At 54.2% G+C, this 15,630-nt stretch carries 10 protein-coding genes; all 10 read right to left on the reverse strand.

Annotation, left to right across the window (positions count from 1 at the left end):
• Positions 1–30: 30 nt before the first annotated feature.
• The 10 genes from recD to lgt all read right to left on the reverse strand — a co-directional run bounded on the left by recD (position 31) and on the right by lgt (position 15,440).
• Positions 31–1,860 (reverse strand): exodeoxyribonuclease V subunit alpha, encoded by a 1,830-nt coding sequence (gene recD, locus OGX89_RS15950; protein WP_126956649.1) that lies wholly within the window; start codon positions 1,858–1,860, stop codon positions 31–33.
• Complete coding sequence (gene recB / locus OGX89_RS15955) at positions 1,857–5,402, reverse strand: exodeoxyribonuclease V subunit beta (protein ID WP_126956647.1); 3,546 nt, start codon at positions 5,400–5,402, stop codon at positions 1,857–1,859. Before recB ends, recD begins: the two co-directional genes overlap by 4 nt.
• A complete protein-coding gene (gene ptrA, locus OGX89_RS15960; protein ID WP_126956645.1) occupies positions 5,395–8,283 on the reverse strand; it encodes a pitrilysin in 2,889 nt (962 codons plus the stop codon). Before ptrA ends, recB begins: the two co-directional genes overlap by 8 nt.
• 179 nt (positions 8,284–8,462) lie before the next feature.
• Positions 8,463–11,831, reverse strand: coding sequence for an exodeoxyribonuclease V subunit gamma (gene recC, locus OGX89_RS15965; protein ID WP_126956643.1), 3,369 nt, complete (start codon positions 11,829–11,831; stop codon positions 8,463–8,465).
• Positions 11,832–11,843: 12 nt separating this feature from the next.
• Positions 11,844–12,167, reverse strand: coding sequence for a prepilin-type N-terminal cleavage/methylation domain-containing protein (locus OGX89_RS15970; protein WP_126956641.1), 324 nt, complete (start codon positions 12,165–12,167; stop codon positions 11,844–11,846).
• On the reverse strand, positions 12,152–12,559 hold the full coding sequence (locus OGX89_RS15975; protein ID WP_003825615.1) for a DUF2509 family protein: 408 nt from the start codon (positions 12,557–12,559) through the stop codon (positions 12,152–12,154). Before OGX89_RS15975 ends, OGX89_RS15970 begins: the two co-directional genes overlap by 16 nt.
• Entirely contained in the window at positions 12,556–13,119 is a 564-nt protein-coding gene (locus OGX89_RS15980) for a prepilin peptidase-dependent protein (RefSeq protein ID WP_126956639.1), read from the reverse strand. The genes OGX89_RS15975 and OGX89_RS15980 overlap by 4 nt, the downstream gene beginning before the upstream one ends.
• Positions 13,110–13,580: a prepilin peptidase-dependent protein gene (locus OGX89_RS15985; RefSeq protein ID WP_126956637.1), complete on the reverse strand. Its 471-nt coding sequence runs from the start codon at positions 13,578–13,580 to the stop codon at positions 13,110–13,112. The genes OGX89_RS15980 and OGX89_RS15985 overlap by 10 nt, the downstream gene beginning before the upstream one ends.
• 183 nt (positions 13,581–13,763) lie before the next feature.
• Positions 13,764–14,558 (reverse strand): thymidylate synthase, encoded by a 795-nt coding sequence (gene thyA, locus OGX89_RS15990; RefSeq protein WP_003033990.1) that lies wholly within the window; start codon positions 14,556–14,558, stop codon positions 13,764–13,766.
• 6 nt (positions 14,559–14,564) lie between these two features.
• Positions 14,565–15,440, reverse strand: a complete 876-nt coding sequence (gene lgt, locus OGX89_RS15995) for a prolipoprotein diacylglyceryl transferase (protein ID WP_003825606.1) — start codon at positions 15,438–15,440, stop codon at positions 14,565–14,567.
• Positions 15,441–15,630: the final 190 nt, after the last annotated feature.

A 15,630-nucleotide genomic window follows, 5' to 3' on the forward strand; every position in this document is an offset into this window, starting at 1 on the left:
GGATGGCGCTGACGCTTATCCGGCCTACATCTACATCATGCCGTCATTAAATAATGCTGACAGTCCGCTGCGACGTTCAGTGCGGGTGGTAATGGCGCGGCTCAATATCCGCTCATCGGCATACAGCGACAAGCGGCGACGCGCGCGGGTAACGGCGGTATAGACCAGCTCGCGGGTAACCACGGGTGAATGCTGGCTGGGTAAAATCAACGCCGCGTGGTCAAACTCAGATCCCTGCGATTTGTGCACCGTCATCGCCCAGGTGGTTTCATGTTCAGGCAAGCGGCTGGGCTGCACCGATTTGATAGAACCATCCGGCAACGCAAACCACACCCTCAGGCCCTGTCCACGGTCGAGGGCAATGCCGATATCACCGTTAAATAATCCCAGCGAACTGTCATTGCGCGCGATCATCACCGGCCTTCCCTCATACCAGCGGCTATGCGTCGAACGATGTATTTTACGTTTTTGCGCCATCACCTGCTCAATGCGTTCATTCAAACCACTAACGCCAAACGGACCTTCCCGCAGGGCGCATAGCAGTTGATACTCATTGAAGGCCTGAATGACAGCTCCCGGCTCTGCGCCCTCGCGCAGCAAATCCAGGTAATGCCCATAACCCGCCAGCGCCTCATCCAGCATCGCGGCGTAATCCTCGCTGCTGTGTAGAGTGCGTTTTTCGATGTCGCTAAATCCCTGCTGGAAAATCGTTTTTATCGCAGATTTATCGCCGCAATTAATCGCAGCGGCCAACTGACCGATTCCGGAATCGCTGCCGAAACGGTAGCTCTTTTGCAGCAGGCACAGACTGTCGCGCAGAGCAGCAGCCTGAGTTCCCGTACCTGCCGGAATAGCGCTTCCGGTCAGGCGACTGAGCTGGCGGGCGCGTTCCGGGGTAAACCCGTCACCGACGAAAGCACAGATATCCCCCAGCACCGCCCCCGCTTCGACGGAAGCGAGCTGGTCGCGATCGCCCAGAAAAATCACCCGTCCGTGCGGCGGCAGCGCATCGATAAGGCGCGACATCATCGGCAAATCGATCATCGAGGCTTCATCCACCACCAGCACATCCAAATGCAGCGGGTTTCCCGCATGATGACGCAGGCGCTGACTGCCAGGCTGAGCGCCTAATAATCGATGCAGCGTACTGGCGTCATCGGGGATGCGTTTCTTTTGCTCATCGGTTAGCGGTAGTTCTCGTAGCGCCGCTCCTAGTGAGGAGGTCAGGCGCGCAGCCGCTTTTCCCGTTGGCGCCGCCAGTCGAATACGACAGCGCTCACCGTCTGCCATTTGAATCAACGCCGCCAGCAGCCTTGCGACCGTTGTCGTTTTTCCCGTCCCCGGTCCGCCGGAGATCACCGATATCCGGCGGGTCAGCGCGACAGCAGCGGCCACTTTTTGCCAGTTAACCCCCTCAGAGGATGGGAACAGCGATGCCAGCGTGTGGGTCAGCCGTTGTTCATCCACTTCAATGGCGTGGTTCACTTCACTAAAAAAGCGAGCTACCGTACGTTCGTTATGCCACATCCGGTTCAGATACAGGCGATCGCCGTACAGCACCAGCGGCGTAGGTTGCTCGCCACGACTTACCGCACTGGAAGCCAACAGACATTCCGCCCAGTCTTCAGGCTCGCCCGTTTCAGCGAGCCAGGCGCTTAACAGAGGATGCGCGTCCTCGCTCAGAGATAACCGTGAAAGCGGTAAGCAGACGTGCCCTTCTCCCGCTTCACAGCTGAGCAACGCCGCAGCCAGCGCAACAGCTGGGTTGTCACTTCCGGCAACCGCCAGCGCGAACTGAGCATCCAGAGGCCGGAGCTGTTTTTGCTCAACAGCCTCCAGAAATCGTTTCTGGATTGTCATAACATCGTCTCCTGCACCGCACCGGCAAACATCTCGTCCATCAATGCAATCAACTCTCCGTCAGGTCGGGTCGCGTAAATTCCCTGCTGCGGATTTTCACTGTCAACGCCGCGCAGGAAGAGATAGATAACGCCGCCAAAATGGCGTTCATAATCGTAATCAGCAATGCGATGGCGTAAGTAGCGATGCAGCGCGAGGGTATAAAGTTGGTATTGAAGGTCGTAGCGATGCGCCTGCATGGCAGAGGCCATCGCCTGCTGCGTATAGGCAGAGCTGTCTTCGCCCAGCCAGTTCGATTTGTAATCGAGCAGGTAATAACGCCCCTGGTGGCGGAATACCAGGTCAATAAAGCCTTTCAGCATGCCGCGAACCTGCATAAAGTCCAACGCAGGGCACCCCGCCGAGAGCGGATCGTATTGGCGAATTAACGCATCAAGCTGGTTGGCCATTAACGGCTGCGAAATCGGCAGATAAAACTCCATCTCCACCTGTTTTTCACGCGCGGATAGCTGGCTCAAACTCACGCCCGTCTCGTTGAGAGGCGCCTGCAAAATGGCGTCCAGCCATTCGGTCAAAACCGGCGTCCAGTGTGCGTCATAACCGCCCAACGCCAGTTGCTCCTCGACCCAATGCGGATCCACCGGTTGCGTAAAATCGAGATCTTCAAACAGGCTATGCAAGAACGTACCTGGCGAAGCGCCGCGCGGGAACTGATGCGGTGTAAGTCCTGATTCTTCAATAACCTCACCGACGCCTGCGGCATCGATATCCAGTCGTGGGATCAGATCCTGCGCGATACCCTGTCCACGCTGTTGCAGACCGGAATAACTGGTCACGCGCCAGCTATCACCGGGCTTACGCTGCAGTATTTTTGCACTCAGTTCGCTGCTAACAGCCTGCGCAACCTGCCAGGGTTCACCGTCAGGCTGCGCGGGAGTCTGGCAAGCAATATCGTTGCTGCAAAGCGCTTCAATCGCGCTACGCAGACCCACGGCATCCATCGGCTCGCCTTTTTGCAACAGGCGACCAAGGGCGCTCTGATGCACATCGGTATCCCCTTTTTTATCGCCCCGACGTCGTACCAACGGCGCAACGCCAAGGCTGCAATGCCATACCGAACGGGTTAGCGCGACATACAGCAAACGCAGGTCTTCCGCCAGACGCTCTGCTTCGGCTAGCTCAACGCTCTCCTCGGCATCGCTGAGATCCAGCACCGCTTCAAAAGAGCTGCGATCGTGATAGAAAGCCTGATCCTGAACGCGGAAATTGGTGATAAACGGCAGCCAGACCAGCGGATATTCCAGCCCTTTCGATTTATGGATGGTGACGATTTTGACCAGATGCTTGTCGCTTTCCAGCCTGAGCTGCTGGCTTGACGCGTTGCTGTCGGGTTCAAGAATATGCTGGGACAACCAGCGCACCAGCGCATGCTCGCTTTCCAGCTGCGAGCCCGCTTCCTGCAACAGTTCGCTGATATGTAAAATGTCGGTCAGTCGACGTTCGCCTCCCGCCGTCGCCAGCAGGTTCTCCGCAATCTGGCGAGCTGTCATCAGCGCACGCAGCATCGGCATCACGCCGCGTTTATGCCAGATCTGACGATAGCCATCGAACTCTTCGACCACCGCATCCCAGGCATTTTCGTCGTTATTTAACGCTTCAAGATCCTGCGCATTCAGCCCCATCATTGACGTTGCCAGCGCGCTACGCAGCGTGTTCTCACGCTCCGGCGTCATCACCGCCTGCAGTACCCACAGCAACTCCTGTGCTTCCAGCGTTTCAAATACGCTGTCACGGTTGGAGAGGTAGACAGAGGGAATGGCCAGTTGCGTCAGTGCATCACGGACCAGCGCCGCCTCCTGGCGGCTACGAACCAATACGCTAATGTCCGACGCGCGTACCGGGCTGGATGCTTTGCCACTTACCAGTTGCGCTGCGCCAGAATGCCCGGCCTTAAGCCAGTCGCGAATTTGCGTGGCGCACACCTGCGCCATGTAGCTCTGATAATCGCCTACGCCGCAACTTTCTCCTTCCATCAGCCACATACTCATAGCGGGCTGCGTTTCGCCGCGTAAAACAAACCGTAACCCCTGGTTTTTTTCTGCGGATTTTACCGGGCTGAAAGGGATTTCGCGGAACATAAAGGCGTCGTCCATCTGGCTGAAAAGCGTATTCACGCTATTGACCATGCCGGGGGCCGAACGCCAGTTGGTATCGAGCGTATAGTGTGCGCTGACTTCGCTGCGCGCCTTCATATAGGTGAAGATATCCGCGCCGCGAAACGCGTAAATTGCCTGTTTCGGATCACCAATTAGCAGCAGTGCGGTATCCGGCTGATGCTGCCAGATCCGACGAAAAATACGGTACTGCTGTGGATCGGTATCCTGGAATTCATCGATCATGGCGACTGGAAAACGAGTACGAATAGCCGTCGCCAGCGCATCGCCGCTTTCACTGCGCAACGCCGCATCCAGACGGCTGAGCATATCGTCAAAACCCAGCTCGCCGCGGCGACGTTTTTCCTCGGCAACTGCCGAGCGGATCTCCGCCAGCGCCCGGGTGATCACCAGATCGCGGAGAGTTAACGGTTCGCTAAGCAGTTCATCAATAGCGACAAACAGCGGGTGCTGAGGGGTTATCCCACCCGCTTTGGTGCGCTCTTCCAGAAAACGCTGTGAGAATTTCTCCAGCGCGTCAGGAAGCTGGTAACTTTGTGTTTCTTCCTGCGCCCACGCGCTGATCTTTTCGATCCACTTGCCCTGATTACCGCGATTAAATTTACGCCGGTCAATTCCGGAGGCTTCCATCAGGCCATCCAGCTCATCAACAGAATCACGCCATTGCTGCTTGATCTGGTTAATGCGTGCGAGAATTTGTTCATGCCGGGAGGCCAGCGTTTCGTCATCAGACGGTGGCGCCTTGATAACCGGCGCTTCCCCCTGCAGATAGCGATCGATATCTCTCAACAGCGCTTGCGGTCCTTTCCACGTTTCAAAAACCACCTGCGCAATGTCGCGGGGCAGCGGGTAGCAGTGCCGACGCCAGAAGTCCGCGCAAGCCTGATAGCGCAGCAGCGATTCATCTTCTATCAGCTGCTGTTCGAACAGCATGCCTGACTCAAAGGCGTTGAGACTGAGCATACGCTGACAAAAGCCGTGGATGGTAAACACCGCAGCTTCATCCATCTGTCTTTCAGCCAATAGCAGCCACTGCGCGGCCTGTTTTGTATCGGCAATTTCATCTAAAAAACGGGCATATAGCGGGTTGTCGGTGGTTTCACGCAGGCAGGCAATTCGCAGTTCATGAATATTGCTACGAATTCGACCGCGCAACTCTTCGGTAGCCGCCTCGGTGAAGGTGACCACCAGCAGTTCTTCGACGGTCAGAGGACGAGGAAAGGCGGCAGAGCCGCCCAATCCAAGCAGTAAACGTAAATACAGGGCGGCGATGGTAAAGGTTTTACCGGTGCCCGCAGAGGCTTCAATCAGACGCTCGCCCGTCAGGGGCAAGCGCAGTGGATCAAGGGACTCAGCGGCATCATTCATTCTTATCACTCATCAGGGGTAAGGTTTGCTGCAACGCGCTGACGGTCTGCCACACTTTCCAGCCTTCCGGGTGCACATATTCTGCTTTCCCATTCTGACTGCCGGAAACCTGTGACAATATCGCCATGCCTTGCGGCTCAACCACCGCCTGATGGAAGAAGTCGGCAAGTTTTTGCGGCGTCAGCAGTTTAATCTGAGCCACTATTTTATCACGTGAATCGAAGCGCATATTGCCGCGATCAAAATCTTTGCTTAACTGTGAGGCTTCTGCCCCCAGCGTTTGCGGCGCCTGCAGCATTTGCGCAATAATCGCCTGCTGAATTTGCGCAAACTCTTCAGGTTTCATCGCCCGCAGCTTCGCTTCCGCCGTCGGGAAGAACGCTTTATAACGCTCCCAGAGGTAAGACGGCTGCTTATCACTGCTTTGCAGCAGGAACCCCATTCCCCACTGACGGCCAACGCTCATCGGGAAAGCAAATACGGCGTAGCCTAACTGTTCTTCAGTACGCAGCTGATTGTAGAACCACGGCTGAACAATCTGACCTAACATAGCGCTGTAGGCTGAACTGGCGTATTCATCGTATCCGGTTGGCACAAATACCGCGGCCAGCGCTGAATCCGTGCTGCTGCCTGCTTTTTCAAAGATGACGGACTGCTTCTTGTCCACAACCACATCTTTGTTGCGACACCACTGTGACCCGTTCGCACCTAGCTGTTTTTGGATATCCCGCGCCATGCTCGTCGTCTGAGCTTCGCTCATATTGCCAATGACCAGGAATTCAGGTCGCGCACCGGTTTTTAAGGCGTCGCGGTAGGTCATCACCTCTTTCAGGGTGATGGAAGGCAGCAGTTTACGGCGCTCGTCGCGGGAGAAGTACGGCACCTGAGAAAGCATCTGCACCGGCATAATAGCCTGATCGTAAGCTTTACCCTTTTCTGCGGAATCCATCATCTGGGCATACCAGGATTTCGCCTGTTCCAGCTGTTCGTCCGTTGAGGTGTAGCTGAAATAGCCGCTCAACAGCGCCTGAAAAAGCTGCGGCAAACGTTGGGTGTAGCCGTTGGCGTTAAGCATCAACCCATTGTTAGCGTTGGTAGAGAAACCAATTCCACCTACCGATGCCTGGTTACTTAACTGATCGAGCGCAATCCCTGCCAGGTAATCGTTAAGTGCGAATAAGACCTGGTTGCGGGCGCTGTCCATGGCTTTCGGATTACGCAGGATCACGCTGACGTCAGCCTTTGGCTCGCTGGCAAAATACTGGCTCGGGGCATACACCACACGTAAATCCGGCTCATCAACGATCAGCTCAGGATGAGCGTATTTTTTATCCGTCTTAATCAGCGTGAAATCATCCGGAATGTAGGGGTTCAACTCCGGTAACGACAGCGCAATGCCCTGCGCTTTTTGCTGCCAGTCGTCAAAGGTTTTGTCGCTGATTTTATCCACCTGGTAAGGCGCATCGACAAAATAAGCGGTTTTATTATGCGGCTCTTTCGCGCTGATATACCAGATACGCGCATTCTGCGGCGTCATCATTGCCAGACGTTGCTCAACGGCTTTCGCATCGTACTGGTCAGCAATATTCACCGCATCCAGCGTATGCTCGACGGGAACGCGGATCATAGTATCAGCCAGCCATTCCACGTAGTCCATATCACGGGTGATGGAGGGATAACGGAAATCGAGATCCAGCACGTGCGCCAGCTCGTCAAAATAGCGTTTATCGACACCTTTCTCGCGTAACAAATTGAGGTAGCTAAAGATTGCCGCGACAACTTCATCGCGGTTCGCCAGCCCCTTGTCGGTTAACGTCGCGGAAATGGCTAATACGCCGCTGTTCCCGTTGACCACCGGATCGGAGTCCGCGCGAATACCCTCAACCAGGCCCTGCTTTTGCAGCCAGTCAGACAACGTGCCCGGGCTACGATTGCCAATCAGGTAGGTCACCAGTTCATCGGTTTTACTGCGGAACTGCGCGCTGTTGTTATCGATACGAAACTCGACGCGCAATACTTTACGCGGCATTGCCGGAACATAGTGGATGATGATGCCCTTTTGCGCATCAGTGACGACCGGTACGGTAATTTCAGGCTTTGCGATATTCCTGTTCGGTACGCGCCCAAAGGTGTCAGCCGCTATCCGCGCCAGCTCTGGCAGCGGTTTATTGCTATAAATCACCGCCTTCATCAGGTTAGCAGAGTAGTACTTTTCATGAAATTTTTGTAATGCCTGCACCACCGGGTTGCCCGGTTTATCGCTTAATGTCTCGAGATTCCCGCCAGAGAAACGCGAGCCAGGGTGCGCCGGGTTGATCGTCTCAGCGCTAACCTGCGCCATACGCATCCCGTCTCGGGTACGCGCCAGCGTCAGCTCGGAGTTAACCGCGTTACGCTCGCGGTCGGCATATTTTTTATCCAGCAATGGATCGGCAATAGCATCCGCCAGGCGATCCACCGCCCCCACCAGCGCGTCGTTTTCGACTTCAAGATAGAAGGCCGTACGATAAGGCGCAGTACTGGCATTGTGGCTACCGCCGTGCATTTTCAGGAATTCAGCCAGGCTGTCCGGCTGTGGGTATTTTTTCGAGCCCATCAGACACATGTGTTCGAGATAGTGCGCCAGCCCCTGATGATCGTCCGGATCTTCCAGCGAGCCCACGGGGACTACCAGTGCAGAAAGGGATTTCACGGCCTGAGGATCGGATACCAGCAGCACAACCATGCCGTTATCAAGGCGCACGGCCTGATACTGACGGGTGTCTTTATCGCTTTTACGGATGGTTTCAGCTAAAGGCTGCCAACCGGTATCTGCCTGACTTACGGGAACCCAAAGGGCGACGAACAACAGTAATGCACTGAACCAGGTGCTGCGGGGCATTCACAAACCTCATCATTAACGAATTCACCTGTTCACTACAAACCACGTATAAATACATGACCTGAACAGGGCAAGACTATGTGCTGAACGAGCCAGCATCTTCTCTTTGTAAGAATCAGTCCGTGACAGAATGCGCATCATAGTGGAAGCCATCAAATTGCGCAATTTTTATACAATCATCATGACTGATTAAAGCGAAAAATCGGTAACAGGTAGCGCTGAGACTGTAAAACAATAGCCTCCTGAGTATCAGCATCCAGTTGACGCCAAAGACGCTGATACCAGATATCATCACCTTCGCCACGTACCATCATGTTGCCTTCATAGGCTTGCAGAAACTTACTGCGCGCTTTTTGCAACGTTGCATCGTCATCTAACATGGCATCATTTGCGGCGTCATAACAGGTTTTTATCCATGCACCACCGCTTTCGGGTAATACCATCAACGGTGACGACATGCCTTCCCGATACCCCTCAATGAGTTGCGACAGGTACAGCAACGCCTGTTCTGCATCCAGCGGCGGAAAACGCCATTCTCCGTCTTTACGCAGGAACAATCGGCTCTCTCCCCTACCGCCACTGGCACAATAGACAAGATGTTCCAGCCAAAGTTGCACACCCTGCGCAATGCTTATCAAAGATGGGCGCCAGCGCAACAAACCATCCTCTTGCACCTGCGGCAGCCAGCCGGTGATTTGCACGCCGTGACAGTTAAGATCGATTTCCATGCTCTGACAGGGCTGACGACAGGCGATAATGCGTTCAGCCAGCGACTGCATTTCCTGACGCTGCGTATCCCACAGAATTTCGCCAAACGGCCCATAGGGTAGCGCGCCCGCCGCACGAAAACGGCGGAACAGTCGTTCAGCATCGTTCTCTTCAACCAGCGTATTAAGCAATTGCTGATTAAGCTGGTAGCGGGTCAACCCTTCAAGAGTGAAAGGTTCCGTATCCGGGATCTCGCTCTCTTCAGAGCGGAAGTTGACCCTCAAACGCATCTGGAAAAAGGCGCGTACCGGATGTGCCCAAAATCGCTGCAGCGTTTCCAGCGTTAGCGTTTCTGGCATTTCAAAAGGAAGAGGCTGCACAAAATCCGTGTGCGCTTTTCCTGACAGACTCGCCGCAGGCAGCCATTCCCGGGCATAGCTTTGCTGTTCACCCGGCAAATAGTTTTGTGCATCAAAGGGCATACGGGTATGCAAACGGGTTATGTGCGCTTTTACCCTTGCCTCGCTTTGATCGCAGGTCAATGATTCATCGCCCGGTAGGTAGTGGCTTTGCCCAATGTAGTCCATCAGTTCTTGTACCAGCACCGACGGGAAGCGCTCGCTGTTATCCTGAATAGAGCGGCCAATGTAGCTGATGTAGAGCGTCTGCTGTGCCGAAATTAATGCTTCGAGGAACAGATAGCGGTCATCATCGCGACGACTGCGATCGCCCCGCATCGGTTTTTGGCTCATTAAATCAAAGCCCAGCGGCGCAAGTTGACGTGGATAAACCCCATCGTTCATACCCAGCAGGCACACCACTTTGAACGGAATGGAGCGCATCGGCATCAGCGTACAAATGTTAACGGGACCCGCCAGGAAGCGCTGGCTGATGCGTTCCTGGTCAAGGCGCTGGGCCAGCTCATCACGTAACAGAGAGAGCGGTATTGCATCGCCGTACTCGGCCCCTAAACCTTCAGTGATAATAGCCTGCCACTGCTGTTCAATCAGCGTCATCGCCGCTTCGGTGTCCGCGTCCGGCAGGAAGAAATCATTAAGCATTTCCCGACAAACGGGTAGCCACTCTTCCAACGGACGTTCCTGCGCTAATCCTCTACGCCAGAGATTAAGCTGCATCAGCAACGAGGCCAGATGCCCTACCAGTTCGGCAATCAAACCGCTGGACTCATCGTAAGGCAACACCGATTGCCACTCGCCCTGCGCGCTTTCCATCGCGTAGCCGAGCAGCATACGCGTTAAACCAAATTGCCAGGTATGCTGACCTGTAGGCGGAAGTTCCAGTTCACGCACGTTATCGTCGTCAATTCCCCAACGAATCCCGGATTCATTGACCCATAAGCGAAGATAGCGCAGCCCTTCTTCATCAATGTTGAAACGCGCCGCCAGCACGGGGACATCCAGTAACGCCAGGACATCCTCGGAGACAAAACGGCTATCCGGTAGAGACAGCAGACTAATAAAAGCCTGTAAGACGGGATGAGACTGGCGTGCCCGACGGTCAGATATTGCATAAGGTAAGTAACGCTCGGCTGGCGCGCTACCAAAGACCGACTGAATGAATGGGCTGTAGCTGTCGATGTCCGCCACCATCACGATAATATCGCGCGGCGTCAGCGTTGGGTCCGCTTCCAGCATGGCCAACAGCCGGTCATGAAGAATTTCCACCTCGCGCTGTGGGCTATGGCAGACATGGAAAGTCACGCTGGTGTCGTTCAGCTCAAGCCGTCGTTTATTGTCGCTACGGGAATATTCTTCCAGCGTAACGCCCGCTACGGCATGACTTTCGAGTTCCAGAATATCTGATTGAATATTATGCAAAAGGTTGTCAGGTGTAATGTCGACAAACGCATCCAGTTCCTGACTGTTTTCCAGCTCCGAAAGCAAATAAATGTAATCACGCCCCAGCTTGCCCCACGAGGCCAGCATCGGGTTGCCCACATCCTGTTCGCCATCGCTGTTAAATAATCCTTCGGCTTTCTGATTATCACGAAACAGCGGCAGATGCCGTTCTTCAAAGCTGTGCCGACGCTGACGTGCCATCAGCTTCGCCAGCCAGGCAGGATCTTTAATATCCCCCCAGTAGTAGCGACAAGGGTTGGTAAACAGCAGATGAATATCAATGTGCTTACCCAGTGCCTGCAATGCCTGCAAATAAACCGGCGGCAGCGCCGAAATACCGCAAATAAAGACGCGAGAAGGCAGTCCCTGCGGGCACTCGGACGCGTTTTCCAACGTCTGAATAAATCGTTGGTATAAATTGGCACGATGCCAGCGCGGCTGGCCCAATTCCGCGGTGTATTCCACCAGCGCTTTCCACAACGGTGCCTGCCAGGCCTGAGACTCGCCAAGTCCCTCAACCTGTCGCCCCGCTTCCCACTGGGTCAACCAGTCAGGGCGGTAGACTAAATACTGGTCGAAAAGGTCAGCCGCGCGCGAGGAAAGCTGAAAAAGCTTACGTTTATCAGTGTCGTCCGTCAGATAGTGGCGTAGCAATGCGAAGTCATCGCTATCCAGCAATTGTGGCAACAGCGTCATCAACTTCCAGCTCATGCTCTGTTTGCTGAACGCACTCTCTTTCGGGATATCCGGCAGCACGCGCACAAACATATCCCAGATAAAACTCGCGGGCAGCGGAAAATCGATATTGGCGGCAATACTAAACTTCTGTGCAAGAGTCATTTGTAGCCACTGCGCCATACCGGTACTTTGAACCAGGATCATCTCAGGCTCAAAGGGGTCGTCCAGCCGCTCGCGCTCAACGATAAATTCCATTAACGCTTCCAGCACATCCAGACGGTTGGAGTGGTAGACCCTTAACATAGCGACTCCTGACTACTGACGATTCGGGCAATGCAGACGCGTCATCTGACCCTGCCTGCCGAGGGGTGAAGAAATTATAACGTTGATGCTGACACATCCCGCTCTCGTTGTCTGCATTCGGTTAACCTGCCAGTTCACAGGCGATGAAAACGGGTACAGCTGGGTTTGCTGCCAGGCGTGGCGCCAGAGTTGCTGATACTGGTTTCTGATGATAAAGCTGTTCATTAGCACCCGCTGATATCCTGACAACGCGGTCACAATCATTACCATTAGTACCATTGCCAGTATCACTTCCGGCAGACTAAAGCCACGCTGTCTGTTCAGGGGATCTGGCATAACGTCTGCTCCTTTAGCGGACAAAAATCGCTCCAGCCACGCGCCGAGAATTCTATGTTGCCATCAATAACCGCCCCCTGACGCCATAACGATATCTCTTCATAGTGGGCAATAAGCAGCACAAAATTATTGGTAAGCAGACGCAGGCAAACCGCGGCATCCTGCGTGGGAACGCGCCGACACTGTACGGCGGGTTGTAAGCGCCAGGGCTGCGTACGCCCCCATTCCATCGCGGATTGCACTACCGCCTGACGCTGCAGCGCCTGACTTTGTGTGACCACACGCGCAGCAAAACTGGCCTCCTGTCTGCTAACGCCTTGCAGCAGCAGACTACCGAGCACCAGCAGCAACAGGACCATTGTCAGAGAGGATACGCCTCTCTCACGGTTCATAGGTTGAATCCCGTAACGCTGTAGATCGCTTCAACAACTTTTTGTGGTTGGTCATTGCTCACTCCACGCAAACGCAGCGTAAGAAGCGGGGAATATCCGCTGTAATTCAGCCTTTCAACCTGGAATGCCTCAATCTTCATCGTGGCCGGATCGGTCATTTTCTCCCATCCTTTGCCAGTGCAGCCGGTGGCTCCACGCACGGTTTCCAACACCTTGTCCTGTAAACGAAACCCAATAGAATCAGCCTCTTTCACGGGACTGCTTTCCCAAACGCCATTGCTGTTGGCATCCCAGCGGGCAATAACACAGTCTCCCTTAGCCGATATCACCAGTCCCTCTCCGACACAGTTTCCCCGGCAATATCCCGCCCGCTGAAGATGCTTCGCCACGGTGTAGACCCGCTGCCATATTTCATCTTCCAGTACTAACTGGCGGGTGTTACGCAGAATCTCTCGCTGTAGCGCCGGTAAAAATCGCGCTGAGCTAAGCAATAAAATACTGCTAATCGCCATGGCAATGAGCATCTCCAGCAGTGAAAATCCCCGTTCGTTTACTGACATAATCTGGCCTCATCGCGCTCGCAAAGCCTGATTCGTCCCCAGCCAGACACCACCACGCGCCATTCCCCTGCCGTATTTTTCAGGCGTATATGTCCGGCCCATGCCGTATTGCGCAGTCCAAAAAAGGCCAGTGAAGGTGTTATCTCTGCCATTTCGACGTCATCCCAGGGCGGTGTAAAAACCAAAGACGAAACGGGTCGACACGTGGTTTGCGAAGCCGCAGAGCTGACAAAACACCATGATGTGCCATCCCGAATCACGCTTATCACGTGATCGCGGTTACGCCAGTTAGCATCTTCACGCAGTTGCAGCAGGTAGTCCCGCACCTGGCAGGCTGTCTGCCACAGCCGCTGCTGTTGCTGCCAGCGCTGCCAACCATACAGCCCAGATGCACCAAGCGCCGCGACAATCAGCATCGCAATGAGAGTTTCGAGAAGCGTGTAACCTTGTTGTTTTTTCATGTCGCCAGTATGGCGTGAGGAAAATGAATAACGAGCGGGAAATTCGGTTTCTACGGCGAGCTATGGGGAATATTTAGCGCGTTACAGGCCGTTGCAATATTTCAGGAATCCACGCCGAAAAACGCGATTTGAGACAAAAAAAACCGACGCACATGGGCGTCGGTTGTGACAGCCTGAAACAGGTTAGATAGCTACCGGCGCTTTAATACCCGGGTGCGGATCGTAGCCTTCAATTTCGAAGTCTTCGAAGCGATAGTCAAAGATTGATTCAGGCTTACGTTTGATAACCAGTTTCGGCAGCGCGCGAGGTTCACGGCTAAGCTGCAGATGCGTTTGATCCATATGGTTGCTGTACAGGTGCGTGTCGCCGCCGGTCCAGACAAAATCACCCACTTCCAGATCGCACTGCTGCGCCATCATGTGTACCAGCAAAGCGTAGCTGGCAATGTTAAACGGCAGGCCGAGGAACACATCGCACGAACGCTGATACAGCTGGCAGGAGAGCTTGCCATCCGCCACGTAGAACTGGAAGAACGCATGGCACGGTGCCAGCGCCATTTTATCCAGCTCACCGACGTTCCATGCGGAAACGATGATGCGACGAGAGTCCGGATCATTTTTCAGCTGGTTTAGCACGGTGGTGATCTGGTCGATATGGCGACCATCTGGCGTAGGCCACGCGCGCCATTGTTTGCCGTAAACCGGGCCTAAATTACCGTTTTCATCCGCCCATTCGTCCCAGATTGAGACGTTGTTTTCATGCAGGTAGGCAACGTTAGTATCGCCCTGCAAGAACCACAGCAGCTCATGAATGATCGAGCGTAAATGGCAGCGTTTAGTCGTAACCAGCGGGAACCCTTCCTGCAGATTAAAACGCATCTGATGACCAAAAATGGAAAGCGTTCCGGTTCCGGTACGGTCGTTTTTCTGTGTGCCTTCATCCAGCACTTTTTGCATCAGTTCTAAATACTGTTTCATGGTTCCTCAGGAAACGTGTTGCTGTGGGCTGCGGCGGTACGCCCAAACCATCATAATAATGCCTGCGACAATCATCGGGATAGAGAGGATCTGCCCCATGCTGATGTACTGTACCCAGGTGCCGGTAAACTGCGCATCCGGCTGGCGGAAGAATTCAACAATAATACGAAACGCGCCATAACCAATCAGGAACAGACCGGATACCGAACCCATCGGGCGCGGTTTGCGAATGTACAAGTTCAGAATGATAAACAGCACAACGCCTTCCAACGCCATCTCATAAAGCTGTGAGGCGTGGCGTGGCAGCGAGCCGTAGGTATCAAAAATAGACTGCCATTGCGGGTTAGTTTGCAGCAGTAAAATATCTTCGGTACGGGAGCCGGGGAACAGCATGGCGTACTTGAAGTTCGGGTCAACGCGTCCCCACAGCTCACCGTTGATAAAGTTGCCCAGACGCCCTGCACCCAAGCCAAACGGAATCAGCGGGGCAATGAAATCAGAAACCTGGAAGAACGAACGCTTAGTGCGTTTGGCGAAGATAATCATCACCAGGATCACACCGATAAGTCCACCGTGGAAGGACATACCGCCGTCCCAGACGCGGAACAGATACAGGGGATTATCGAGGAATAACGGGAAGTTATAGAACAGTACGTAACCAATACGCCCACCGAGGAAAACCCCGAGGAAGCCCGCATACAGTAAGTTTTCTACTTCATTTTTGGTCCAGCCACTGCCCGGACGATTCGCGCGGCGCGTCGCCAGCCACATCGCGAAAATAAACCCCACCAAATACATTAAGCCGTACCAATGAAGCGCGACGGGTCCGATTGAGAAAATGACCGGATCGAAATCCGGAAAATGCAGATAGCTACTGGTCATCTGTCACCACAAGTTCTTGTTATTTCGCTGAAGTCAGACAGCAATTGATAAGCGCGCCTGCATAATGCAGGCGCTCCAAAGGTGCGAATGATAGCACAAGGGGTTAGAAGCGGATGCCGGGAAGATGTAAAAGATCTGTATAGGTAATCTCTATCCCCCGTAATACCTGATAGCGCTACGCTTGTCAGAC

It is taken from the genome of Citrobacter sp. Cpo103, assembly GCF_030332605.1.
Lineage (GTDB): Bacteria > Pseudomonadota > Gammaproteobacteria > Enterobacterales > Enterobacteriaceae > Citrobacter > Citrobacter portucalensis.